Here is a 25,296-nt window from a genome sequence, read left to right as displayed (position 1 = left end):
TAACTTAGCCCGAAATACAGGCTAGGCATTAATGCCGGCAAAAAGTTTGTTCCTTTATCTTGTCAGGGAGTATTTAACTGGATTGCATGCTGCCAGAAAGTAAACGGGGGGGTGACTGAGTGACGTAAATAATAATTCCAAGCCGGGTAGCTTCCCTTCATATCCTCTCCTTAATTCACTATTGATTGTCTTAATCAAGTTGCCCTTGAATTTACAGGCTAACTTCAAACTCCTGAAAATGCAATGAGTTAATTTAGCGGGGTAATCTGGCATTTAAACAGAGGCCAATGTGGTAAAGACCAGCCCTTTCATTTTTATCAAGGATAGTTTAATGATGCCTTGCTGAACCAGGGTATTCACTCCCTGCACCCAGGACTAGGAACTGATTTCTGCTCTTCTTTTTCTTTTGTCTGCTTTCGCGGACTCAGAGTAGGAGGCGTCAACTTGATTTTTGGGAAAAAGGACAGGGAAAAGCTCACAGGCATACGACAGCTTTCCTCAGGATTATCTTTCAAAAGTGGTAATCGCAGAGGGGTTTCAATGTCAGGAGCATTCTTCCTTTCTAGCTCTCTTACTTTAGAGCGGGCTTGGCTAACTGTTCGCGCCACCTGATGTACGGGGCACAATTCACTATAAGTCAGGGTGTTTTGAAACCAGTAAGATTGGCTAAATTGCTGGCAAATTTCAAGAGTCGGTTGAATGACCTTTCTTATCTCATTTCTTCTAGGAAAAATAAGAGGAACAATAAGATTTAGTGAAGTATCGGTGAAAGGAGTGGATAAATCCCTATCTAAATGTTCTAAATTCTCGGTGAGGAATAGAAGTTTAGCCAATGGTTCTTCCAATTTTGCAAGGGATTCACCCATTGCCATCAATTTTTTAACTGTATTGGTCGTGTCTTTATCGGCGAATGTGTGCGCCAAACTTTCCATGAGCTCCTTATACAACAAATCGAAATCGGTCGCCAACAATTGAGTGAACTGCCGCTGCACCGTGTCTAAGTGAATTTTTGCCACAGCGGCTACTGCGGATTTCCATGCCGAATTGACCAGGCGCAGGGAAAACCAATCGCTTTCGGATAAAAACAGGACAATTAAGACTTTTAATTCATGGGGAAGGCTGATAAAGGGTGATAACGCCTGGTTTGAGGGATTGGTATGCATTTATCTTATGTAATAAAACTGTTGGCCTATGATGAATAGTAGGCAAGACGCAGATTTGATTAAAATGGGAATTTTACCTACAACCAATCACCTGTAGCAATTGCGATCTTCATTTTGGGAAGCAATTCTTGATTCACCATCTATTAGCTTGCCAAGTGTCCTGTCTTTTCTATTTAGTTTGAGGTGAGTATGGGTTATTCCTCCCTGGAGAAATCAGCCTCAATTTCGTTTAAATTAAATGATTAAAACCCTGGCCCCAGGATTGGCTTTTAGCCAATTAGCGACGTACTCAATCTGGTTATTTTTACCTACAGCAATGCATCCACGTGTGGAGTAGGGTAAATGGTTTAACCAGCCAAACAAACTGGGGGTTTGGGTGGGGCCGTGAATCCCTACATCCCTACCGGTATATCCCGCGGCCAATTGTTTTGAAGTGGGGTAAAGAATGGGAATAAAGACTTTAAACTGACTGGATTTTCTTGGGTGTGCTAATCCGTATAAACCAATTGGCGTCTTATTATCGCCTGCGCGTTTTTTCCCAACGCCTTTGTATCCCAGAGCTACTTTAAAAGCCTTAACAACAGTACCTTGTTTACAAATATTTAAAATTCGTTTGTTGGTAAGCACATTGATTCCGTTCGATAACGGACAAGCTGCCGTAGAAGCAAACAAAGCAGCTGGAAGGACCATAGAGAACATTAAAAAAATTGCTTTTATTTTCATAATAATAGACAAATAATATTGCATTTGGGCAATAATTATTCCATATCAGGGCCTTTATGCCTAGAGTTGGCAGACTAAAAAAGAAAGGCTGGCAATTGTACTAACTATTCTTCCAAAGCTTCTTGAATCATGTATTCACCCTGAAATACTCTTCATGAAACGATTTAAGGAATTATTCATGCCCAAAAGTAATGAAATGGCCCAGCATGCAAACCTTCCTGAAGAAAACATTAAGCAGGAGTATAAAGCAGTTTATGAATTAGCCGAAAAATTAGAAACTATATGGCCAAAACCACTCGAGGATTTTGATCCGCATTGGCGCCACTCTCCTGTGGCTTTCCATTATCGAAAGAAACCTTTTTTAAGTTTCTTAAATCAGGCAAAACCGAATGCTTCAGACGTTGAAGAATCCAACTCCTTAAAGCCTTAAATACCTGATCTATTTTGCTAACCGGCAAAACCAACCTTAACAACAGTCTGGAACAGGTTGAAGTCTTATGACGATAAAGGCCATGAATCTCATCTGCTCTTGAGACAGCAGATGAGAACCACTTTTTGCTTAAATTAGTTTAAAAAGCCTTTCTTAAAACCAAACTCATTGCTGTCATTTTCCGGTGAGGAATCTGCCCTCTTTGCGGAGTTTGAATTCTTATTTCCACGAGGCCACATGGTAAATGGCTGAACTAAGCTTACTTCTGCTTTCCTAGTTTTATCCCTAAGCTCGGTGATGACCTTGTCTGCACTTAAACAGCTACTGCCTGGCACACAATGTGTTTGATTATAAATTCCAGCATGGAGTACGTCTTCCTTAAAATTCATTTTTATATTCACAGGCCCTACGTAGCCAATTACTGCATTCTTTAGCAATACTTTATTTGCCTCCACCAAATCAAAAGTTTCGAGTATCTGGGAGGAAGATGGAAATTGAGACGTTACATATTGTACGGCAGGGCTTTTTCTTGCATTGTTCACTAAAGCCAGTAAAACAGAACCTTTATCTAATCCGGTGATATCCACTTTTGCAGCCAGTGTCGGCGGTTTTTTTACAGTATACCAATCGATGCCTAAAACCATCCCTAAGTCTGCTTTATTTTGCAGTTGCTGCATGTCTTCTAAATTTTCACAAAGATACAATTCAGCCTTACCTTTAATCCCGGTCATGTTAACAGCACATACGATCGCCTCATCGGCGGCTATTTTTGGGACTTCAAGAATATTTCCAGCACTTAGTGACACATTCAGTTTCTTTAATGGAACAGTTACATCCTCTTCTTTACCAATAAATTTCATTGCCTCATCCCAAGCATTAAAAAATTGGAATACTAAACCTCTCTTAAAATTATGCCATGGGCATTTTTACCCACATTGCGGGGTTAGCAGCGAAGAGCCATTCGGGATAATTCTAATCCCAAGCCAGATCAACTTTAATGTTCGATTTTTTAACTCTATTTTCGAGTCCAGGGAGGGTTTGGCAAATTTGGAGGGTGGAGCCGGCCTTTCGTTGTTTCACTACCCCCAGAGATATTTTTTAAATCCTCTTTTTTCAGCGTTTTTTCTTTATTTTTATTATTCATTGAATTTGCAGAAGGCCGTTTCATAATTGAACCTATAAGTAAGAAACCACTTGTTAAGCATAGCCCAGTTTCAAAGGAAGGCTTCAGCTATTATTCATGAATAAATAGTGAAATCTTATGCTGTCGCGACATTAACATCGACTCTTTGCCCAGTCCTCTATCGCGAGTACCAATGAAGCCTGCATCCTTTTAGTTGCGGCTTTAAGAAACCTGCCTGTTTCCGTTTGGCATCCTGAATTCTCGGTGCCCATCCAAAGTTGCCCCATTCGAAATGCGCGGTAGGCAACTCGATAAATGCTTAGAAGTTCCTGTGTCCTCCGTCGTCCTGTCCGATTAAAAATAATTTCTTGAACGACATTGGACTCATCAACAGTTAATTGCCACTCAGTCTCAAGACCTGCTATGTCCCAAGCAATATCCTGCGGTCCTATTAAATCATGTCCCAAATGGCAATCAGTTGCATTCATCTTAATCAGGCATTCGTCTTCAGTGATGAGCCATTCATATGGCTGCAGCCGAGCGTCTTGAGCGATGGGGCTTACCTCAGGCTCAAGAGAGGTAAGCCAGCTCTCTGTGTCTAAAAGAACCTTTGGAATTGAATTTAAAGCTATATTAACGTTTGTTTTAACCATATTCCAAAGTACTTGAAGACTTGCACCGCGTATACCCTCGGGGGGATGGCAGTATTGAGCCCTGAATGCCAAATATTCCGCTGCTCGTACAATGGCTTTGCTGCGTGGAAAATCAGAATCATTCCCTGTGTAAGCACAAGCCTTGTCTGGCCAGGAAATAAGGCTAAAGCCGTGCACCAGAGCAATCGTTTCAAGAGTCCATCCATGTTCTCCTAAACGCTTTGCCAACTGGTATCGGTGTTCTCCCCAACGTCCTAACCCACAAAATTTCACCAGCCATTTTTGTTTGTCCGTGCTTGCCATAAAGCAAAGCGAGCTATCCAGTGATTCAATAATTGACTCATCCGAAATATAAAACTGCTTTCTCCAGCGCCCACATGAAACGTCTTTGAAATGAAGCACTGGGCCGACTTGCTCCTCAACCCATTGCTTAAGGGCCCGTTCAGACTGGCCCATCCCCTCAAGCACAGCAAGGCTATCTGCCGGTACTCGACAAGTAGACTCCCATTTGGCCTGTGAATTAATATTGCCCGCTCGGCCAGGGGGATTGGGGTGACTTGGAATAAGGAAGACCGTGCAGCCCCTGTCCTTGAGCGCTTGGCTAACTGCTAGAAAAGTACTTCCCGAAAGTCCGGGGCCTTCATCAACCACGGCAACCATGGCATCTTGTGGCAAGCGCTCGATGTCTTGCGGGCTGAGTTTACGCTTATACGGTTTGCCGCTCGGACGTACCGTAATCAGGTTCGAGGATTTAAGAACGGCAGCAACGACAGCAGCGAGTGTGGTTCCAATGCTTCGAATTCCTACAACGTGCCATATGCCTTGAGGAAGTTGTTTTGCTGCCTCCAAATAGGCTTCAATGTAAAGGGCATAATGAAGAAATCCTTCTGGAACTCGCGCTTTACAAATCAGATCACAAGAGAGCTTGGGCCCACTCCTAATGGCAATAACCTCGCGAAAACATGAGTTCCAGCTGTGGACCACCGCTTTTGCAATTTCCATTGTCCATTTGGAGATCTGGGCTATGTCCTCAATGCATTCATTCGCATTGTCTTCAAGTGCCTGCCAGAGCTGTCCTGCGTCAATTAAAGACTGAACCAATAAACTATGGCGATGTATTCCGCGCCTCAGCCTTGCTTCCGCTAAGGCTAATTGTATACAAATAACTCTCTCTCTGGCATTAAAGACCTCATCATGGTCTCCAAACACAAGCATTACGACGCTCTCAAGTGAGCATAAGCGATGTATGATAAGGCTTCGAAACTCGGAACCTTGAAGGCAGTCTTAGCATACGGCCAGTGTTCTATCCAACCGCGAAAAGCCTCTAGCTGCTCAGGTGCAGGAGAAACTACAGGTCTGGCTTTCTTAAGCCTTTCCATAGCATCAAGAGGTTCTATCCCTTCTGAAACCAGTGTACATAAAGCCAGAAGCGCACTTCGACCAATGCCATGTTCACAGTGAATCAGGACCTTAGTGCCCGCATGAAGCCGATTTCGAACCCACTCTACACCATCATTAATCATTGGTGCGGCGATGGCACAGCGATCTTCAGTCGGTAAACGAAGGAATGAAATGCCATGCCGTTGAAGAATGTCTTCATTATCAGAAGCTTCCATCCGTAGATCGACGATGGCTCTTATGCCTTCTTTCTGCGCAAGCTCCTCAGCAGCCTCCATGGGAAAACGGCCTCCAACGGCCAAATTTCCCTCTACCCAGTTGAAATTAAGTGTTGAAGCAATCATGGGATCAGCCTCATAAAATGCGTTTGAAAATTGGTATTCCATTACCACTAACTACTATCTTAACGACTGAGTTATAAAATGCCATCCTATTTTTTAGGAAAATCAACTATCCCATGTCCTTGTTTAAGCCGAATTGCATTTTACAATTGATTCCCGGGACTTTGAGAAGAAATATTAAACATATCTTTAAGGCGGGTGATAACTGCTGGGGTATAGGAGGGTTCTAAATCAATTTTATTCCAATCTAATTCAGCTATTTGTCGATAGAACTGATTGGCTGTTGAATCTCGTCCTCTAAAAAACGAGTGCGCCCAGGCGAAATACACGCTATGTTTGTATTTAGCGACTGCAATAGTATTTTTAAGACCTGTATACTTAGTTTTAGTTAGACTGAACTAATATGTTTCTTATTTTTCTTATGCCATCCGGTAATTTATCTTCAAATTTTGGACAGTGCTTAACTTTGTTAACCAAAATTGTTCCCCGCTGCAAATTGTTGTTAGTAATTGGATTAATTCAATTTTTCGTTCTGCTTGAGCTATTTCTTTTTAATTGCATTTAAATGGGGTTCAATCAACTTCTTAGTCAATCTATGTAAAGTAAGTGCATGACAGTAATGTTTTAAACCCAGAGGCCAACCATTGTATATTTGTTATGCAAAATTTTTGATGGCTAAGCTACCCAGGTCATTGCGTTGAGTTTATAAAATAGTTAAAGATGAACAGGATTGTTAAACTAAAGTTTGCTTGTTTGGAAAAATAGTAGTATGCTGAAGCCAGCTAGAAAAATGTCTAAATTTAATACTCTTCAAATCGTTGTTTAATATTTACTTAATCCTTCGTTCTGTAGTTTTTAATTCTTGACCTTTCCCGCTAAAGTCGCCTGTAAAGGTATTTTAAATAAAATCTTAAGGATGTATATGTCTAAAACAGTATGTGGAGTTGTTAAATGGTTTAACGATGCCAAAGGATTTGGTTTTATCGAGCAAGATTCCGGTCCGGATGTATTTGCTCACTTTAAAGAAATTTCAAGCCCTGGTTTTAAAACCCTTGCCGAAGGTCAAAGAGTACAATTCGTAGTCACCCAAGGTGCAAAAGGCCTTCAGGCAGAGAATATAACTGTCATTTAAATTACATGTTGATTTAACAGTATCTTTTCTGTTGAGGCGGTGGTCTATCTAAAAGATAGACTACTCGCTTCGCCCCGTCGCAAACCATAGCCACAACCATAACAACTGCTCCTGTATTCAAACAAGCTGGTATGCAGCTTTCAACCCAATTCAATGCATGGACATTTATCATTTTATGAGAACACTCCTGGAAAATCATCTTGTGGTTGAAATGCGCCCGCCCATTATTTAATTTATGAGAAAGACACATGATCGCAGTGGCAGCACACTGCAGGTTTCTTCATGCTCAAATTTGTCAGAACATGAAAAAGAATTCATTCAACTTATTGACTCCCAAGTCAGGCAATTGCTTGAAAGGAATGCTCCTGATAATGCAATCGTATCCACTCTTATCGATTTCGCCCCTAACGCTCGCTGCATTGTGAAAGCAACTGGCAAGAAGCAATTGGATCGATGTTGCAAGGAATACCCGCATTTTGCTTATTTCCTGCAGTTAATCAATCCGAATTAATATTCCTGAGCCTAGTTTGCTATTTTTAAAAATTTATTGGTGGAACAATAGCAGTCATATTCCGGGGCTGATGTTCTCGATTATAAGTTTTGAAAACACTAGGGGTGGAAAAGCCTAGGGGCTTTGCAATTATTATCTCCTTCTCATCTCGAGATAATTTCATAAATAACCGTTCTATGGGAGCACTTAATTTTAAGTTAAGGCTATCTAGATATAATTTAACCCTGAATAGCCATTTTGAGCCAATAAATGCCATTATATAAGCTCATCAATAAACGCTTGCGCCAAGCCGGTTTATTGTACCCAGAAGAACAACTTCAAGAATTTGACATCATTGAGTACATGGTACTCGAATCAGTGGGTGCATTGCATCCCTTGCAAGGCAAGGCCCTCAAATGCGTCTTTCGCCCAGGCCATACAAGCAACATGGTCTTTGAAGATGGTAAGAAGCGCTCAAGCCTGGAATTCGGCCTTTGGGATTGCGAGCCGTCTACGTCAAATCCAGAACTAATCCAAATTGCCAATATTGTTAGGGCCATAGAAGATAAATACCCAAACAGTTCTTCCGATGATGAACACCGGTTTTACAATATTTATAAAACAATTTATGCAGTTATTATCACAGACGAAGATATTGAAAAGGCCATCACGTCTTCTTCCTTGTTTGCGGCAGCAGGTGATTTATCGGAATTTAATCTGGAATCTCTTCTTTTACTGCGATTAAAACTGAATCTTTATAAAATCACTGATGAAAGGCTCTCAATTTTAGTAGATCGTTTAGCCGATGAAGTTAGCTCTCATTTAACGGCACATTTTGATGAAAATGCGATTCAAAAGGCATTGCCGCAAGCTGAAGAACAATTTCAAGCGATGTTGGCAATATCAGAGGAAGAACGTAAATTTAATCGCTTGCTAACCAGGTTAAACTATAAATTGCATGCGTTAATTGATAAGGGTAGGGAAGCTTACGACAATGGAATGCAGAATGAGGATTATGATCCCAGTTATTCAAAGGTAGCGGATATTGCCCAGCTATTACGTTCTACATTGATTGAGGCTCGTGATCAATTTTTTAACAATCCTGTTTCACAAACCAGTTTTAAACAGTTTAAGCAAACTTGTCTGGATGCAATAGAAAATTCTAAAGATGAGTTTGCCAAATTCCGTGGCTGGGCTAAATGGTATAATGAATTAAACCCTGTATTGAAAGCACTTCTCCTGTGCCTAAAAGGAATGGCTGGTATTATCGCTGGACTTACTGTTATACCTGCTGTATGTACCGAAATTTATTCCACACGGGGCTATATCGGAACTTTTTTCAATAATAAAACAGAATCTTATAGGACATTAAACGTGTTTGCAGAAAGCCTTTGTGCTGCGGGCGGTATTTTGGATGGATTGGAAGAAAACATACCCTCTATGGAAAAGACAATCTAGATTCATATGGCTGGCAAAAGATTTATAATCCGGCCACTCTTCTAGCTTATCCTGCCACCCTTGCGTTACAGGTTTTAGTAATGCAACCATTGTAGCCATAATCTGGGGCAACCATACAGCAGTAAGATTTATGGCGTTTGCTGTGGTTTATCGTTGGATGCATTAAAAATCTCTTTTCCTGGTAAAAATCAGCAAATATTGAACTGCAAAACTGAATAAATAAATTAAGCTTTCTGCCACTATCTTACTGATATAAAGATTTATACCAAGAGAGTTAATCCCGATCATCAGATAGTACGAAAGAATAACCGTTGCGATTACCAGAGTGAAATACTGCATACTCGCAGGCAGCAATTTTTTATTCGATCTGAAGGAAATATTCTTGTTAAGAAAAAAATTGACTGGCGAAGAAATTAATCTTGCTGTAAAAACCGACCATGCTGGCTTAGCTGAAAAATAATAAAACATTGAGAACAGACCAAAATCCAGCAGGAAAGAACACATTGATGCCGAGCAAAAACGTAAAAAGATGAAATAGATCCGCAAAGAATCCCATACAGGGTGGAAATGTGAGCCTTTATTGTTCTCAATGTAGATGGTGTCAATAAGTGTTTCTTGAATTGGGATATGATGCTCCCTGGCGGTAAAAAACATTTCAAACTCAAATTCATATCGGGAACCGGAATTGGCAACTAAATATTGAGTTAATTCCAGGGGAATGGCTCTTAAACCCGTTTGGGTGTCCGTAATTTGACTTCCTGTAAGTAAATTAAACAAGAATTTGGTCAGGTTATTACCAAATCGGCTGCGAAAGGGCACTTCTTTGTTTCCGAGTCGACGTACGCCAAGATGGAGTTTTAATGGTTCTTCGCGGAATTTTTGGCTCAGAAGTAAAATGTCCTCAAGACTATGTTGGCCATCCGCATCAGCAGTAATCACTCCAGGAAAAGACTCAGACAACCTTTCGAGGTAATAATTCATGGCGGTTTTGAGTGCAGCGCCTTTTCCCAAATTTTTTGGGTGAGACAATACAATGCATCCTAGCTGTTCAAACTCCTGAAACAAAGATTGGCACTCAGCTTTTGAGCCATCATCAACGATAATGCAAGGCTGTGGACATTTTAATTGTCTATGCGCCTGCAACAATTGCAGAAGTCTCCTATCCGGGTTATAAGCAGGAATTATTAAAACTGGATAATTGGCCAACATGGCAATAGCATCCTGTATGGCTGTACAAGCCTTTGCAAATCTTAGGCAAATAAGGTAAGCATACAGGTTTTTTCCCGGCTTGGCTCCCCTGTTTGCGATTAGAATCTGCTGAGCCTGCCAATTACCACATGAATAGCTGTGAGCAGAATGATAGTCCTACTTTGTTTCATATTTTGCCTGATTGTAATGGGTTGGGCTTTTGTATTTAAAAAAATCTTAAACAGTAGTTTTTCTGTAGGGCTGTTCAATGCCATTGCTTTTTTAAGCATTACCATCTTTTATGGTTTTTTTTCAGCTGCCCCTGCGTGGCTTGCCGCCAGCCTTTTAGCCAGCGGGTTTTCCATTTTTCTGATTGCCCTACTGGGTAAACTGTCACAGAAACCTTTTGATAAGGAAGATGCTTTAAGCATTGCTTGTTTTCTGCTTCTGGCTGTCATTAGCTTTGCTATTACACTCGGCCTTAAATTCAGGAGTATTGATGACTTTTCTTATTGGGGGGTCATAAGCAAATACTTATTTGTTTTCAATCGGCTCCCGACCAGTGATAACTACATTCATGCGAATTTCTTAAGCTATGTTCCAGGAATGGCTGGTTTTCATTACCTGCTTTTCCGCCTCGCCAACCAATATTCTCAGCATCTGGGCTATTTTGCACAATCCCTCATTTTCATTGCAGCTTTACTCATTGTTTTTGAGCCTAAACGATTGCTGCGCTCCATTCTTTATTTATGTATTTTTGAAATTGTATTCAGCTTTTCCTATGGAAGCGTTTTTGCGCGCATGGAGGTTGATGCTTATGTGGCGGCCTATCTATTTGCCATTTGCTGGTTAATTTATAAAAAAGAGGCCACAAAAGAAGTTTTTTTGCCCATTGTGTTTCTTTCTTTGATGAAAGAAATTGGGCTGTTTTTTGCTTTTCTTGCCATTTCTTTGTTGCTTGTGAGGAAAAAAAGCCGCAAGACGGTTGTCATCGCCGTCGCCGCAACTCTTGCTGTATTAGGGAACAAACTGCTATGGCAACACTATATTCAGGCACAGCATTTTCACAGTTTTGCACCGCAATTAAGTCTACATAGCGCAAGCTTAGTCTTTAACCCGTTTAATAGCTATTATCAGCCGGCACAATGGCTTTATCTGAAAGCAATTTTACTGGCGAACTTCGATTACCTGCTTAAACTCCCCTATCTTGCCATTTATATAATCCTTTTTGGCTTAGCCTATCGTCTAAGCCAGGATGTAAATTCGAAAAAAAACATTCGCAATCTAATGGCGGTTTTTACCCTCTTTGCCGCGATTTATCTCTTGATGTTGTTTGCTTTGGAGGCTATCGCCTTTGATCTTGGCCATAGCACCATCGAAGTCCTGTCTTTTCACCGCTATTTTAATATGCTGTGCCTTCCCTGGCTTTGCATGCTTATTTTTTTAACCCTGGATTCGGTACCAGAGGACACGTTTCAAAGGAGGGGTAAAGCATTATCCGTAATCAGCCTCGGGCTTAGCCTTTTGTTTTTGATTGCGGGTCGAATTGAGCGAGAACATAGATTTTACCATCCTCATCAACTTTATGAGCTGAAAGAAATCATTAATAACGAGATTGCACAAGCGACAAAGCCATTGTGGACCCTTTGCTTAGTCAATCCACCAAAACCTGAATTCCAACTGCTAATGCCGCTTAAATATTTTTTTATGCCGAACCCGATTGTTGCGACTGCCACAGAGAAAGCAACAGATTGTGACTTTGTTCTAGCCTGGCCAGACCCTTCCCATGCGGGAGAGGTTCGCTTTCTTTCACAGCTAAGCTCCCCCAAGAGTCATTGATAAATTTTCTGCAACTCGATGGGAATTAAATGCTGCAAGCGCTCATACACGTCCAGAATTTGGCTGCAAAACACATGCAATTGTTGACGATCATCCCAAAGCTCATAATCCAAACCTTTGCGGAAAGCTTGTTGCTTGGCCAGGCTTTTAATCAATTGTTTGTCTTGAGCCGACATGTCCAGTTCACTGTTTAGGTCCACCAATTCCATCAGCCGTTTTGGCGGTCCAATTTTTTTGTGATCCTGCAATAAACAAGCTTTTAGTGTTAATTCAAAGGCAGTATACATGAGTGAAGCAATGGGCATTAAAGCATCAACCATTTCATGCCCAGAACCTGCAACCTCGGCATTTTGCTGCAGCAGATGCTGTGCGCAGTAAGCATGTTCCGTGGCAATTTTTATCAGTTCCAATGGGGAAAGACTTTTTTTATCCATAATGATATTTTTTACTCACTTAATTCAATTAAAAAAAAGGGTCAATTAACCTATAATGCAGCTGCCCAAAATGACTGATAGAAATTCAACCATGACCCGCCTTTTTCAAAAGCCTTTTCAGCTGGGAAACCTTAATTTAGCGAGTCGTCTTATTCAGGGTCCTTTGGCTGGTTTCAGCTGCGCCCCTTTTCGTGCGTTATTCTCGCACTACCAGGCACCGGCTTACTGCGTTACTGAAATGCTCTCAGCTCACGATGTATTATACAAGCATCACGGTCATTCTCGTTATCTTTTTCGTGCAGAACAAGAAAAACTTCTTTGCTATCAAATAGCTGGCAGCGATCCCCAGCTCATGGCCCAAGCTGCTGTTCGTCTGGAAGCCCTTGGGGCTGATCTCATTGACCTCAATTGCGGCTGTCCAAAACCTAAAATTCGCAAAAAAGGGGCTGGAAGTGCATTGCTTGCCGAACCATCAAAACTCTGCCAGATTGTTGCTGCAGTCAGGAACCGTATTTCAATTCCTTTAACCGTTAAAATCCGCCTTCAAGGAGATTTAGCAGACACGCAGCTGGCAAAACAAATCGAGGAAGCTGGCGCCGATGCCCTTATTGTTCATGGTCGGCATTGGACACAAGATTACGACCAACCGGTTAATCTTCAGCAGATAGCCAGGATAAAACAAATTCTCAACATTCCCGTTATTGCCAACGGTGACATTGCTGATCAAGCAAGTCTTGCAACGGCGCAACATGAAAGCGGCTGCGATGCTTATATGATTAGTCGTGCGGGTACCGGAAAGCCTTGGCTTTACCAGGAATTGCTGAATTCAGAAAAAATTACAGTGGATGAAACAACTTTAAAAAACCTTTTTCTGTCGCACCTGCAGGCATTGGCTGACCTCGAAGACGATTACAAGGCCATGCTGCAGAGCAAATCCTTGTTTCGATACTATTTTAAACCTTGGCTCAGTGCAGAGCAGCTGCAGCAATTTTATGCACTGGACTGCTTAAGCAGTATTGAACGGTTCTTAAAACAAATAGTTTTCTTTTAAAAAAGACTCTGTCAAGACTGTTTTTTTAGAATTTTATAAGCTATGATTTTCGACCCAGTAAATGTTTCTCCTGAAAAATTATCTGTGGATAAATTTTCAAATTTCATTTTACTGTTTTCCTTCTTTCCTCAAAAAATCCTTATTTTCCTTAGCATTATGACGATTAACCAGTGGTTTCTTATCCACAATTTCTGTGGATAAGTTTGTGCATAGTTCTGTAGGGAGGGAGCACTGAGCGCATTTAGAAACAATTTATGCCGCAATTAGACAATGCTTCTTCCCCCATCAACATTTAGAACCTGACCGGTGATGTAAGGATTTTCCAGTAAAGCGATTACTGCTTGTGCAACGAAGTCTGGATTGCCATGGCGCTTAAGTGGAGTGCTTGCAATAATCTGCTGTTGCTTGTCCGGGCTTAATGCATTCTCATGCTCTGGCCAAATAATTGCACCGGGAGCGACAGCGTTTACGCGAATCTCCGGAGCAAACTCGCGAGCTAACGATTTGGTTTGCATCAATAAGGCAGCCTTAGTTTGACAATACACAGAGTAGCCTTTGAGTGGCTTTTCAGCGTGAATGTCAGTAATGTTAATGATTATGCCCCTAGATACAGTTAAAAAGGGGTAGGCGGCACAACTTAACAGAAAGGGAAGTTGGACATTGAGCCGAAACATAGCCTCCCAGAGTTCATGCTGATCTTCTCCAAAGTCGCTTGCTGCGAACATGGAAGCATTGTTAATGATGGCATCAAGCCTTCCCTTCCAGCTAATGGTTTTGTCTATTAATTGCTTGGCCGCATCAGCCTCATGCAAATTTTGCTGAATGACGCAGGCACTGTGGGCCCTCCTTAAATTCAGTTGCTCCGCCAAAGCCTTTGCTTGCGGCAATGAATGATGGCAATGAATGGCCACATCAAAACCTGCCCCATGCAAAGCTTTAACAATGGACGCGCCAATGCGTCGGCCACCCCCGGTCACCAAAGCCACCCTTAAAGCTTGTTTGTTCGCCAGATTCAAGGTATGTTCCCCGTTTTATTAATAGTATAAGCTATGAATCTCTTGTCTCTCATCAGTGAGCAAATCCAACATTCAGGTGATATGCTTTTTGTTGAATTCATGCAGCGCGCCTTATATGAGCCACGTTATGGCTATTATAGTGCCGGATTACAAAAATTCGGAGCTGCTGGTGATTTTATTACCGCTCCTGAATTAACCCCTTTGTTTGGCCAAGCTCTTGCCAATCAATGTCAGCAAATCCTCCCCCAACTTAATCGAGGAGTTTTGTTTGAATTTGGCGCAGGCTCAGGACGGCTTTGCGTAGACTTACTAAGCCAACTCGAACGCAATAATGGCTTGCCAGAGAACTATTATATTCTCGAGGTAAGTAGCAATCTTCGTCATCGTCAGCAGGAGCTTATTCAGCAAGAAATACCGCATTTGTTTTCAAGGGTAATCTGGCTGGATCGCTGGCCGGAAAAACCTCTTTCAGCCGTTGTAATTGCCAATGAAGTGCTGGATGCCATGCCAGTACATCGATTCATGCAAACTGAAGACGGTATACTTGAGAGCCATGTGGGCCTGGACGATAACCAGCAGTTAATAGAATGTTTCAAGCCTTGTCAAAATCAGCGTTTGCTGACCTACCTCAAGCAGGCACTTCCCGCAACATTCAAACCTTATTTATCGGAAGCCAATTTATTCATTGAGAACTGGATAAAACAATGTTACGACATGCTTTCACAAGGAGTCATGCTTATCCTTGATTATGGTTTTCCAAGACATGAGTATTACCATCCGGATCGCAACAGTGGCACGCTAATGTGCCATTATCGCCATCACAGCCACAGCAATCCTTTCATCCATGTCGGCGAGCAAGACATCACCGCACACGTGGATTTTACCCACGTCGCCGAAGCAGCTCATGATGCGGGATTCCGTATCGCCGGTTACAGCAGTCAAGCCTCTTTTTTGCTATCTAATGGTTTGCTAAGCTTGCTTGAACAGCGAAGTGATCTTGAGCCAGTCCGAGCAAGCCAAGCTGCCAAAAAACTGCTTCAACCCAGTGAGATGGGTGAGTTGTTTAAAGTATTGGCTTTAGCAAAACAAGTCGAATTACCCTTACTTGGCTTTCAATTGCAAGACAGACGAGCGAGTTTATGATGAAAAGATACCTAACAACCGTGGAATTGCAGAAAGAGTCTATGAAGTTTTCTGCAGGACATACAACCATTTTCTCAGCGACTGAGCGTGAGCCGCTCCATGGCCACATGTATGCGGTTTATTTGGCTTTAAGCACTTGGGTAGAAGAAAACGGGCTAACCTTTGACTATCGTTATTATAAGGAACGAATCCATAAATTATGCCGCTCCTTAAATCAAACGTTTTTGATGCCGCAATATTCTCCCTTCTTGCAGTATGCCGAAGACGATGACTATTATTATTTTACCTTTAATCATAAAAAGATACCCTTTCTCAAAGAGGATGTTACCCTCATGCCTTTGACCAATATTACGGTTGAGGAATTGTCGCGTTGGTTTGTTCAGGAATTGATTAAAGATAAGGAAGAGCTGGATAAACACCGTATTGAAAAAGTGGTCGTTAAAGTGTTTTCAGCACCTGGTCAGTCTGCAAGTCATGATTGGCAGCGGCAGGCATAATGACTTAACTATTTATGGAGAAGCACATTCAAACTCCTGTTGCAGAGGTATATCAAGTCTGCATCCCGCATACGCATCGAGATTTTTTTGATTACAGCATAGCACCCCACCAATCCGCTTGTGTCGGCGCACGAGTTATGGTGCCCTTTCGCAAACAAACCAAGCTGGGACTGATCATAGGCAAACAACAGAGTTCTTCCATACATGAGCTCAAATTGATTCAAACGGTCCTTGATAATGAGCCCGTCATGCCTGAGAGCATGCTTAATTTGTGCCGTTGGGTGGCTCAGTATTACCAAGCGCCCTTGTCGGAAATTCTCCCCCTGGCACTACCTAAGGTTTACCGCCAAGGCAAAGCCATACAGATAGCTAAAAACATTTATTACCAATTGACTATGCCCAGCAGCGAAGCCCATAAACTGCTTACATCAAGAGCCCATAAGCAACATGCCATCATTGATTTCCTGGCACAGCAGCATAGCGCAAGCAAGGCGCAGTTAAAAATGCAAGGGTTTAACCAAACGCAATTGGATCATTTGCTAGCGCAGCAAATCATTAGCAGGCGTGAAGAAATTGACTTCCCCCATCAGGCGGACACAGAAAAAAACAGCCGCTTATCTTTAAATGCTGAACAAGAGCAGGCCGTTAAAGAAATTAGCAGGCGCCTGCATGAGTATTGTTGCTTTCTGCTTTATGGGGTTACAGGCAGCGGCAAAACAGAAGTATATCTGCAGGTGATAGAGCAAGTCTTAGCGCAAGGGAGGCAGGTTTTGGTGCTTGTCCCGGAAATTGGCTTAACCCCCCAACTACTGCAGCGGTTCAGTGCCCGCTTTTCCAAACCCATGGCGGTAATTCATTCCGGTTTAAATGAAAGTGAACGGCAATCAGCCTGGCAATTGGCAAAGGATAATTTGATTCAATTGATTATCGGCACACGCACAGCCATTTTTACTCCAATGCCAAACCTTGGCCTGATTGTGATTGATGAAGAACACGACTCTTCGTTTAAACAAATGGAAGGGGTTCGTTATTCCGCTCGCGATACAGCACTGGTTCGAGCACAAAGAGCCGACATTCCCATTATCTTAGGCTCGGCCACCCCAAGTCTTGAAAGTTTGCACAATTGCGCTCAAAACAAGTATCAGTTATTACGTTTAAATTCAAAAGCAATTAGTAAAACCCCCCTGCATTTTCAACTGCTGGATGTTCGCAACAAACCACTGCAACAGGGATTGGCCGCACAAACACTAACGCTGATTGGCCAACACCTAAACCATGGCAACCAGGTGCTTGTTTTTATTAACCGCCGAGGCTACTCACCCGTTTTACTCTGCCATGACTGCGGCTGGATTGCTGATTGTTCGGCTTGTGATAGCCATCTCACCCTCCATCGGCAATCTGGGCGCCTCATTTGCCATCATTGCGGCTTGATGACTGCCATTCCTCATTCTTGTAAGGCATGCCAAAATAAGGAACTCATTCCTATCGGTGCCGGAACACAAAGAATTCATGAATACTTAAGCCAGCATTTCCCAAACACCACCCTGTTGCGTATCGATCGCGATGAAGTACAGAGAAAACATGCTTTGGATGAACGGCTGGAGCAAATTAATCGCGGGGAGGCACAATTGATTGTAGGGACGCAAATGTTGGCCAAAGGGCATCATTTTCCAAAGTTAACTTTGGTCGTTGTTCTTGACGCAGATGCTGGTTTTTATAATCAAGATTTTCGCGCTTTGGAACGACTGGGCCAATTATTAACGCAAGTTGCCGGTCGCGCCGGACGAGCCGAGCAAGCCGGTCAAGTTTTGATTCAAACCCATCTTCCTCATCATCCTTTATTGAATTTGCTTATCCAGCAGGGTTATGAAGCGTTTAGCCAATCCTTGTTGGCTCATAGAGAACAAGCTCAGCTTCCTCCTTATCATTTTTTAGCATTGGTACGCGCCCAGGGCAAGATAGCTCAAAACGTGCTTTCTTTTCTTCATCTACTGAAAGAACAACTCATGCTTGCAGGATTGACCATTTTAGGCCCTGCTCCGGCTCCTCTGGCACGTAAGGCCCATTTATACCGCATGCAATTATTAATCAAAGCCCCTTCGCGCAAAATATTGCAAACACGATTGACGCAGATTAGGGAGTGGTTAACAATAAACAAACTAGGCAAGCAGGTAAACTGGAACGTGGACATTGATCCAATGGATTTATCATGACCGATCAAAAAATTGCAGTACATAAGCGAATTTTTTCAATTGAATGGGGCGACATGGATGCCTTGGGGCATGTTAACAATGGCCGTTACTTTGATTATTTTCAACAATCAAGAATCGAGTGGCTGGAAAGCCTGCACATGGATATGAAACAATCCGTTGGACCAGTAGTTATTCATGTGGCTTGTACATTCCTAAAACCCATCGTCTATCCCGCGACATTGACTCTTGTGAGTAGTGTTCATAGCCTTGGGAATTCCAGTTTCATGATGGATCACGAGATTTTTCAAAATGAAACCTTAATGACTCAGGGAACAAGCAAGATTGTTTGGGTTAATTATCTTGAGAATAAATCCGTGGTGCTCCCGGACTCCATTCGACAATTATTTAATTAATTATTTAGGCAATCCCTGCCATTTTAAGATTAACGTTCATCACAAACGGTGAAATACCCATGGCGGTAAGGATTACTGCGCGAACGAAACACATAATCTCGACAACGCTCCCCACGATCGTCGACATAGCGTTTATCCAAACGAAAGGCAAAATCCTGAAAGTTCATGTCCTGTTGCCATTCGCGTTGTTGACGTGCCTTATCTTCAGCGTCCATTTTGTCAAAGAACTTGCTGAGCTTACTGGCATATCCCAATGAAATAAACAAACTGGCCAAAACGAAAAGGGCGATTTTTTTCATGCTTATATCCAAAAAAAGAACAGGAAGGACGATATTAAACCATTAGCAGGCAAATAAGACAAGCCATTTGGACAAATGGCTTCATTCCTGTGGCTGGAACAACCGCCTGAGAGTTTCTCATTTAGTCCTATGAAAATTCTGGTCTCCTGAAACCTCCTCCGCTACACTGGTTAGCAACAATTTCAAGAAAGCTATGGCAAAGCTTGAAAGCCTAAATTAAGGACGTGCTATGTTAGGGAAGACTTCAAAAATTATTATCGTTTTATTCTTGCTGACTTCACTGCTGTATTTATCTCTTCTCCCATTTATTCAATACCCAGTCACTACCGTATTAAAGCCCATGCCGATTATTTTTCTTATTATTCTTGTTTGGCAGTCAATGGCCAAATCCTCAGTAAGGCTCCTGCTGTATGCAGCACTCGGTTGTTCATTACTCGGAGATGTCATCCTGACCTTGCCGATTAGAATGGCTCTGGAGGGAGGAATTTTGAGTTTTATGCTGGCCCATTGCGCCTACATCGTTCTTTATTACCAAGACTCACGTTTTCAAATTAAACGTCTATTTTATTTTTCGATTGTGTTGCTATTTATTGCTTGCAGTTACTGGTACTTGTCTTTTTATTTGGGCAACATGCTGATTCCAGTCAGCATCTATTTGCTGTTTTTAACCTTGATGGTGTTCAGTGCCTTTCAAGTGCAACAGAACGCGGCCTTTATTATTGGCGGAGCCTGTATTTTTCTGTCCTCAGACTTCATTTTGGCTTTAAACCAATTTGTGTTCTTAAATCATCCCTTGGCCAATTTTCTGGTTATGTTGAGTTATTTTATGGCGCAATTTTTATTGGTGTATGGGCTAAGTCAAAGGCAACACAGGGAAGAATCATTTCAAGGCTCAACTGATACACCATCTCTTTAAAATCGTATAGCCCTGGATTGAATCGCAAAAGGGTTATCCCGTTCACGGCATTCCCTCATGCGGCCATTCCCTGAAATGGCTCGCATCAAACCGCAATAGGCGCTTTAATGGAAGGATGCGCCTGATAATCCAATATTTCAAAGTCCGCAAATTGATAATCAAATAAAGAAGAAGGTTTTCGTCTGATTTCAAGCCTAGGGAGAGGAAAAGGTTCTCGCTGAAGCTGGGTACGAGCTTGCTCTAAATGATTTAAATAAAGGTGGCAATCCCCTCCTGTCCAAATGAAATCACCCACATCCAAATCGCATTGCTGGGCAACCATATGCGTTAACAGCGCGTAGGAGGCGATGTTAAAAGGGACGCCTAAAAACACATCGGCAGAACGCTGGTATAGCTGACAGGACAATCGTTTATTCGCAACATAAAACTGAAACAGCGCGTGGCATGGCATTAAAGCCATTTTGTCCAGCTCACCGACATTCCAGGAGCTCACCAATAGACGGCGTGAGTCTGGATTGCTTTTAATTTGTTCAAGCACTTCTGCGAGCTGATCAATATGACGTCCATCGGATGTGGGCCAGGAGCGCCATTGATGCCCATAAATAGGCCCTAAATCGCCATTGCTGTCAGCCCACTCATCCCAAATACTCACGCCATGCTCATGCAGATAGGCGATGTTCGTATCACCACGTAAAAACCAAAGCAATTCGTGAATGATGCTGCGGGTATGTAATTTTTTGGTGGTAAGCAAAGGGAAGCCTTCGCGCAAATCAAAACGCATTTGATAGCCAAAAACAGACAGAGTCCCGGTGCCGGTTCTATCTGTTTTTTGCGTGCCATGAGTGAGGATATGATCTAACAGGTTTAAATAAGTTTTCATCGCTTAGCCCACCATAGCCATATGCCGGCTATCAACATTGGAATTGACAGCAATTGTCCCATAGTCAACCAATCGAAGGCAATAAAGCCCAATTGTACATCCGGCTCGCGGAAGAATTCGGCGCAAAGCCTGCAAATGGCATAACCAATTAAAAATACCGCAGATACACAACCGGCTGGCCGCGGCTTGGAGGCATACCACCAAACCAGAATAAACAATAAGACTCCTTCCATACCCAACTCATAGAGTTGCGAAGGATGCCTTGGCAAGCCATCCGAATGAGGAAAAACCATTGCCCAAGGGACATCGCTAACGCGCCCCCACAATTCGCCATTGATGAAATTCCCAGCACGTCCAGCCGCAAGACCAAGTGGCACTAAAGGGGCAATGAAATCCCCAACTTCCAGAAAAGGTTTTTTGAATTTTCTTGAAAAAATCCACAAGGCCAGTGCGACTCCCAGAAGCCCGCCATGGAAAGACATTCCACCTTCCCATAATTTAAATAAAATCCAGGGTTGGGTAAAAAATTGTGCGCTGTTGTAGAAAAGCATATAGCCTACTCTGCCGCCAATAATGACACCCAGGGCGGCATAGAAAATCAAATCACTAATCTGCTCTTTCGTCCATGGCAAATGATAATGTTTGGCTCTAAAACGCGCGAGAACCCAGGCTGAAAAGAAACCTAGCAAATACATCAGTCCATACCAATGGACTTTAATAGGCCCCAGGGAAAAGGCAACGGGGTCAATGATTGGATAGTGCAGCATTCAAATGCCTCATAAAAGTTAGTTGTCCTAAACCATTAAATCCAGTGCAACGATTAGCAATAGAATAACGAAACCATACTTTAACTGCTTCGTTGGTATTAGATAAGCCATTTTAGCTCCCAGGGGAGCGAAAATGCTACTGAGCAAGGCCAAACTGATGACAGCCGGCCAATATACATAACCTGTGCTGTAAGAAGGAAGGCCTTCTTCGGACCAACCCGTCATGACAGAAGCCAGCATGCCCACCAATGCAATCGTCATGGTGGCCAAAGCGGAAAGTGCTATTGTTTTTCGCAACTCAACCCCACAGTACTGCAAGTAGGGAATGACCAAGGTCCCTCCTCCAATCCCCAGTAACCCTGAGATAAATCCAATTGAAAAACTGATTGAGCGATTAATCCAGAGGCGTGGAAAAGCAGGTTCAGTGCTGGAGAAAGCAGGATTAAAAATCATTCTTCCGGCAACAAACAATAAGAATAGGGCCAATATGCCTTGCAGCAAGCCTCTTGACAAAAAATTAGCACATAAGACCCCTGAAATGCTACCTAGTGCCAAACCAGGCCAGAGGAGGCGAAAAACATCCCATGAGATGCCATTTAATTGATGATGAGCGCGAATGGAGGATTGTGACGTTAAAAACATAACGGCCAACGAGCTTCCAGCAGCCAGGTGCATCACCAGATGAGAAGGTATATCGGGATTGTGCTGAAAAATAAAAACGAGAGCTGGAACCAAAATGATTCCTCCCCCAATGCCCAGCACACCCGCTAAAAAACCAGCCAAACAGCCAGTCACAGCATATAATCCACCGCTCATCGCCAGCGCCAACATTACGATTTCCCAGCTCGAATTAAACCACCCAAACCTTCTTCCTCCAAGGCTTTTTGCAAATAAAGTCTAATTTCAGCAGGGTGTTCCAATTCAAGCACATCGGCTAGTATTTTCCGCGCATAGGCAAGCGAAATATTGCGAATTACCCACTTGATTCGCGGCAAACTGGTGGAATTCATACTCAAGGTATCATAACCCATAGCCAACAATAATATGACGGCCAAAGGATCACTGGCCATTTCACCACAAATGCTGACCTCAACACCTGCTGCATGGCCTCCTTCTACCACTTTCATTAGTGTGCGCAGCATGGCAGGATGAAAGGCATCGTATAGTCCTGCGACACGAGAATTATTTCGATCCACGGCTAACAAGTATTGCGTCAGGTCATTGCTGCCGACTGAAATAAACTCCACCCGTTTTGCTAACTCTCGAGCAAGATAGACGGCCGCGGGAACTTCGATCATGACCCCTAGCTTGGGCTTTTCTATACGACAGCCTTCTTCCAGCAATTCCTTAAATGCCTGATCAAGTAAATAGGAGGCTTCTTCCACTTCACTAAGTGTGGTGACCATGGGCAACATGATGCGCAGGTTGTTTAATTCTTCACTGGCTCTCATCATCGCCCGAACCTGCATTAAAAACACATCAGGGTGATCAAGCGTGACGCGAATGCCACGCCAGCCTAAATAAGGGTTATCTTCCTCAACGGGAAAATAAGGAAGTATTTTATCACCGCCAATGTCTAAAGTGCGCATGGTTACGAAGCGAGGTGCAAAAGCTTTAAGAATTTGCCGATAAATAATGTATTGCTCGTCCTCCGAAGGAAAGCGATCCCGGCTCATAAATGGAACTTCGGAACGATAAAGACCCACTCCTTCAGCACCCACACTTAACGACAAGCCCGCATCCATGGCCAAGCCCGTATTGACCTGCAGTGATACCCGGTAATTATCCAAAGTTTCAGCAGGCTTATCTCTTAAGCTTACGAGGCTCTGGTTTAATTCATCCTCTTCTTGCGCCAGCTTTTTAAACTCAGCCAGTACGGTTCTTGATGGTGAAATATAAAGATGACCATAATAACCATCAACCACTACAGCACGACGGGACATTTGCTCTACCTTTAAGCCGCGCACGCCCATGACAGTGGGTACACCGAGTGCTCGAGCCAAAATGGCTACATGGGAATTGTTTGCCCCTTTTGCAGACACAATTCCTGCCAATTGGCCTTCCGGGACTTCCGCAAGAACAGAAGCAGTAATTTCCTCACCAATTAAGACAGTGCGTCGCGGGTAAACAATTTCTTCGCGCTGTGACAATTGCAGCTCAGCTAAAACCCGGCGTCCTAAATCGCGAAAATCGCTTGCACGTTCACGAAGGTATTCATCTTCCATGTCTTCAAATTGCTGCACGTGTTTTTTAATCACCACTGATAAGGCAGCTTGAGCACTCAAATGTTCCTCGCGAATTACCTGCTCAACTTCTGCGCCTAAGCTTTCCTTGTCAAGGATGCGCAAATAAACATCAAAAAGAGCGTGTTCGTCTTCAGCCACAGTAGTTTTCATACGGCGGCTTAGGCGCAGCATGTCTTCGCGAGCGGCTTGAAGGGCTTCAAAAAAAGCAATGATCTCTTCTTCGATGTTCTCCACCATTTGACGAGGAACCGCGTCAATGTCAGCCGGAGGATAAATAACAACTGCGGTACCAATACCGACTCCTGGTACGCACCCGACGCCCACCAAAGCGGTGGAGGGCACCTCCAGTTTGCTGTTATTTGCGCTAGCTCCCTTAAGCTGTGGCTGGGTTAAAACAGCAAGTTCCCCAGTGGCCTCGGCATGCGCAATAATTCCACCCAGCTGAGCTGCAAGCGTGATGAGAAAAGCCTCCTCGGCATCATCAAAGCATCGTTCCTCAGCCTGCTGGGCCGTTATCACCCCATAAAGTTTGCGGTGTTGGATAATAGGAACACCGAGAAAACCTTTTAAATGATGCTCACCTAACAAAGGGTTGTCATGGAAATCAGGATGAGATGGAGCGTCTTCAATGTTAATGGGTTCTTCACGTCGACCCACCAGGCCGATTAAACCATGATCAAGGCTGACGCGAACTCTGGAAATCGCCTGGTTGTTTAATCCCTCTGTGGCAATCAGAACGTATTCAGCGTGTTTGTTATCAATAAGATAAACGGATACGGCTTCAGCATTAACGGCTTTGCGCACTCTTTGCACTAAAATAGTTAATGCCTCATCGAGGTGATTTGCTGTAGTTACATCTTGAACGATTCGTTTTAGTATTTTTAACATTTATCGATTATGATTACCTCGCTTACGACGGGCGCCATAGGGGGTGCGCCTCCTTTTTAACAGGTATTCAAGTTCTTTCATGGCCTGAGAATAAACTTGTCGTTTAAAGAAAATAACCTGCTCTTGTGGTTCGTGGTAATCAATCCAGCGCCAACTATCAAACTCAGGTGAATCGCTCAAGTCCAAACGAATTTTTTGCTCTGAAGCAATTAACTTTAACAAATACCATTTTTGCTTTTGGCCTATTACCAAAGGCTCGCTTCCGTGACGCAGATATTGTTTGGGTAGACGGTACTTCAACCAGCGCTTGGTTGAACCTAGAACTTCAATATCTTCCTTATCCAATCCAACTTCTTCCTTCAACTCCCGGAACATGGCTTCCAAAGCAGTTTCACCTGTTGCCAACCCGCCTTGGGGAAATTGCCAGGCATCGTGACCATGCCGTCTTCCCCAAAAAACCCGGCCTGAGAAATTCACCAGAATAATGCCGACATTTAGCCGGTATCCGGCGCGATCAATAATCATATCTACACTGCTTTAATAAACTTTTTTATAGCTTGATTTTTTCATAAAGTGCAAGACTTTGGCAAATAAAACTATCAAATTTAGCCTAAAT

Annotated in this window: 25 protein-coding genes; 11 read left to right on the top strand and 14 right to left on the bottom strand. The window is 42.9% G+C overall.

Annotated elements, in window-relative coordinates; translation table 11 throughout:
• Window positions 1-356 precede the first annotated feature (356 nt).
• Window positions 357-1,163: an F-box protein gene (locus tag EL203_RS00490; RefSeq protein WP_058471503.1), complete on the bottom strand. Its 807-nt coding sequence runs from the start codon at window positions 1,161-1,163 to the stop codon at window positions 357-359.
• A 234-nt stretch (window positions 1,164-1,397) separates the two neighbouring features.
• Complete coding sequence (locus EL203_RS00485; RefSeq protein WP_058472232.1) at window positions 1,398-1,886, bottom strand: L,D-transpeptidase family protein; 489 nt, start codon at window positions 1,884-1,886, stop codon at window positions 1,398-1,400.
• Window positions 1,887-2,064: 178 nt separating this feature from the next.
• On the opposite strand from EL203_RS00485, the gene EL203_RS00480 reads away from it, so the two are divergent.
• Complete coding sequence (locus EL203_RS00480) at window positions 2,065-2,316, top strand: hypothetical protein (protein ID WP_058471504.1); 252 nt, start codon at window positions 2,065-2,067, stop codon at window positions 2,314-2,316.
• A gap of 134 nt (window positions 2,317-2,450) precedes the next feature.
• On the opposite strand, the gene EL203_RS00475 is transcribed toward EL203_RS00480, so the two are convergent.
• The 3 genes from EL203_RS00475 to EL203_RS00465 form a co-directional block, all read right to left on the bottom strand.
• Window positions 2,451-3,176 carry a hypothetical protein gene (locus EL203_RS00475; protein ID WP_058471505.1) on the bottom strand — a complete coding sequence of 242 codons (726 nt, stop codon included), beginning with the start codon at window positions 3,174-3,176 and terminating at the stop codon, window positions 2,451-2,453.
• 415 nt (window positions 3,177-3,591) lie between these two features.
• Window positions 3,592-5,307, bottom strand: a complete 1,716-nt coding sequence (locus EL203_RS00470; RefSeq protein ID WP_058471506.1) for a phosphoribosyltransferase — start codon at window positions 5,305-5,307, stop codon at window positions 3,592-3,594.
• Window positions 5,307-5,834, bottom strand: coding sequence for a protein-tyrosine phosphatase family protein (locus EL203_RS00465; protein WP_058472233.1), 528 nt, complete (start codon window positions 5,832-5,834; stop codon window positions 5,307-5,309). The genes EL203_RS00470 and EL203_RS00465 overlap by 1 nt, the downstream gene beginning before the upstream one ends.
• A 919-nt stretch (window positions 5,835-6,753) precedes the next feature.
• Here EL203_RS00465 and EL203_RS00460 point away from each other — a divergent pair.
• The 3 genes from EL203_RS00460 to EL203_RS00450 all read left to right on the top strand — a co-directional run bounded on the left by EL203_RS00460 (window position 6,754) and on the right by EL203_RS00450 (window position 8,911).
• Window positions 6,754-6,963 (top strand): cold-shock protein, encoded by a 210-nt coding sequence (locus EL203_RS00460; protein WP_058471507.1) that lies wholly within the window; start codon window positions 6,754-6,756, stop codon window positions 6,961-6,963.
• Window positions 6,964-7,198: 235 nt separating this feature from the next.
• Window positions 7,199-7,474: a hypothetical protein gene (locus tag EL203_RS00455; protein WP_058471508.1), complete on the top strand. Its 276-nt coding sequence runs from the start codon at window positions 7,199-7,201 to the stop codon at window positions 7,472-7,474.
• Window positions 7,475-7,723: 249 nt separating this feature from the next.
• Entirely contained in the window at window positions 7,724-8,911 is a 1,188-nt protein-coding gene (locus EL203_RS00450; protein WP_058471509.1) for a hypothetical protein, read from the top strand.
• A gap of 162 nt (window positions 8,912-9,073) precedes the next feature.
• Here EL203_RS00450 and EL203_RS00445 read toward each other — a convergent pair whose 3' ends face one another.
• Window positions 9,074-10,120 carry a bifunctional glycosyltransferase family 2/GtrA family protein gene (locus tag EL203_RS00445; RefSeq protein ID WP_058471510.1) on the bottom strand — a complete coding sequence of 349 codons (1,047 nt, stop codon included), beginning with the start codon at window positions 10,118-10,120 and terminating at the stop codon, window positions 9,074-9,076.
• Window positions 10,121-10,267: 147 nt separating this feature from the next.
• Here EL203_RS00445 and EL203_RS00440 point away from each other — a divergent pair, with 147 nt between their 5' ends.
• The gene (locus tag EL203_RS00440; RefSeq protein ID WP_126320070.1) at window positions 10,268-11,938 is read left to right on the top strand and encodes a hypothetical protein; all 1,671 of its coding nucleotides are present in this window, start codon (window positions 10,268-10,270) and stop codon (window positions 11,936-11,938) included.
• On the opposite strand, the gene EL203_RS00435 is transcribed toward EL203_RS00440, so the two are convergent.
• Window positions 11,932-12,372 (bottom strand): hypothetical protein, encoded by a 441-nt coding sequence (locus EL203_RS00435; RefSeq protein WP_058471512.1) that lies wholly within the window; start codon window positions 12,370-12,372, stop codon window positions 11,932-11,934. The genes EL203_RS00440 and EL203_RS00435 overlap by 7 nt on opposite strands.
• A gap of 91 nt (window positions 12,373-12,463) precedes the next feature.
• On the opposite strand from EL203_RS00435, the gene EL203_RS00430 reads away from it, so the two are divergent.
• A complete protein-coding gene (locus EL203_RS00430) occupies window positions 12,464-13,423 on the top strand; it encodes a tRNA dihydrouridine synthase (protein WP_058472234.1) in 960 nt (319 codons plus the stop codon).
• Window positions 13,424-13,686: 263 nt separating this feature from the next.
• Here the strand turns inward: EL203_RS00430 and EL203_RS00425 are convergent, their stop codons facing one another.
• Window positions 13,687-14,439: a pteridine reductase gene (locus EL203_RS00425; RefSeq protein ID WP_058471513.1), complete on the bottom strand. Its 753-nt coding sequence runs from the start codon at window positions 14,437-14,439 to the stop codon at window positions 13,687-13,689.
• 33 nt (window positions 14,440-14,472) lie between these two features.
• Between EL203_RS00425 and EL203_RS00420 the strand changes: the two genes are divergently transcribed.
• The 4 genes from EL203_RS00420 to EL203_RS00405 are packed head-to-tail and all read left to right on the top strand — an operon-like array spanning window position 14,473 to window position 18,684.
• The gene (locus EL203_RS00420; protein WP_058471514.1) at window positions 14,473-15,582 is read left to right on the top strand and encodes a class I SAM-dependent methyltransferase; all 1,110 of its coding nucleotides are present in this window, start codon (window positions 14,473-14,475) and stop codon (window positions 15,580-15,582) included.
• Window positions 15,582-16,079 (top strand): 6-pyruvoyl trahydropterin synthase family protein, encoded by a 498-nt coding sequence (locus EL203_RS00415; RefSeq protein WP_058471515.1) that lies wholly within the window; start codon window positions 15,582-15,584, stop codon window positions 16,077-16,079. Before EL203_RS00420 ends, EL203_RS00415 begins: the two co-directional genes overlap by 1 nt.
• A gap of 14 nt (window positions 16,080-16,093) precedes the next feature.
• Window positions 16,094-18,292 (top strand): primosomal protein N', encoded by a 2,199-nt coding sequence (locus tag EL203_RS00410; RefSeq protein ID WP_058471516.1) that lies wholly within the window; start codon window positions 16,094-16,096, stop codon window positions 18,290-18,292.
• Window positions 18,289-18,684: an acyl-CoA thioesterase gene (locus EL203_RS00405; protein ID WP_058471517.1), complete on the top strand. Its 396-nt coding sequence runs from the start codon at window positions 18,289-18,291 to the stop codon at window positions 18,682-18,684. The genes EL203_RS00410 and EL203_RS00405 overlap by 4 nt, the downstream gene beginning before the upstream one ends.
• A gap of 29 nt (window positions 18,685-18,713) precedes the next feature.
• Here EL203_RS00405 and EL203_RS00400 read toward each other — a convergent pair whose 3' ends face one another.
• On the bottom strand, window positions 18,714-18,983 hold the full coding sequence (locus EL203_RS00400) for a hypothetical protein (protein WP_058471518.1): 270 nt from the start codon (window positions 18,981-18,983) through the stop codon (window positions 18,714-18,716).
• Window positions 18,984-19,212: 229 nt separating this feature from the next.
• Between EL203_RS00400 and EL203_RS00395 the strand changes: the two genes are divergently transcribed.
• A complete protein-coding gene (locus tag EL203_RS00395) occupies window positions 19,213-19,899 on the top strand; it encodes a lysoplasmalogenase (RefSeq protein WP_058471519.1) in 687 nt (228 codons plus the stop codon).
• Between the two features lie 85 nt (window positions 19,900-19,984).
• Here the strand turns inward: EL203_RS00395 and thyA are convergent, their stop codons facing one another.
• The 5 genes from thyA to EL203_RS00370 are packed head-to-tail and all read right to left on the bottom strand — an operon-like array spanning window position 19,985 to window position 25,205.
• Window positions 19,985-20,779, bottom strand: coding sequence for a thymidylate synthase (gene thyA, locus EL203_RS00390; RefSeq protein ID WP_058471520.1), 795 nt, complete (start codon window positions 20,777-20,779; stop codon window positions 19,985-19,987).
• Complete coding sequence (lgt, locus tag EL203_RS00385; protein WP_058471521.1) at window positions 20,776-21,546, bottom strand: prolipoprotein diacylglyceryl transferase; 771 nt, start codon at window positions 21,544-21,546, stop codon at window positions 20,776-20,778. Before lgt ends, thyA begins: the two co-directional genes overlap by 4 nt.
• 27 nt (window positions 21,547-21,573) lie before the next feature.
• Window positions 21,574-22,362, bottom strand: a complete 789-nt coding sequence (locus EL203_RS00380; RefSeq protein ID WP_232003971.1) for a sulfite exporter TauE/SafE family protein — start codon at window positions 22,360-22,362, stop codon at window positions 21,574-21,576.
• A gap of 14 nt (window positions 22,363-22,376) precedes the next feature.
• Window positions 22,377-24,680: a phosphoenolpyruvate--protein phosphotransferase gene (gene ptsP, locus EL203_RS00375; protein ID WP_058471523.1), complete on the bottom strand. Its 2,304-nt coding sequence runs from the start codon at window positions 24,678-24,680 to the stop codon at window positions 22,377-22,379.
• Window positions 24,681-25,205, bottom strand: a complete 525-nt coding sequence (locus tag EL203_RS00370) for an RNA pyrophosphohydrolase (protein ID WP_058471524.1) — start codon at window positions 25,203-25,205, stop codon at window positions 24,681-24,683. It lies immediately after the preceding gene.
• Between the last annotated feature and the right edge of the window lie 91 nt (window positions 25,206-25,296).

Source organism: Legionella jordanis, from assembly GCF_900637635.1.
Classification (GTDB): domain Bacteria; phylum Pseudomonadota; class Gammaproteobacteria; order Legionellales; family Legionellaceae; genus Tatlockia; species Tatlockia jordanis.
This window is presented reverse-complemented; position numbering and strand designations above follow the sequence as displayed.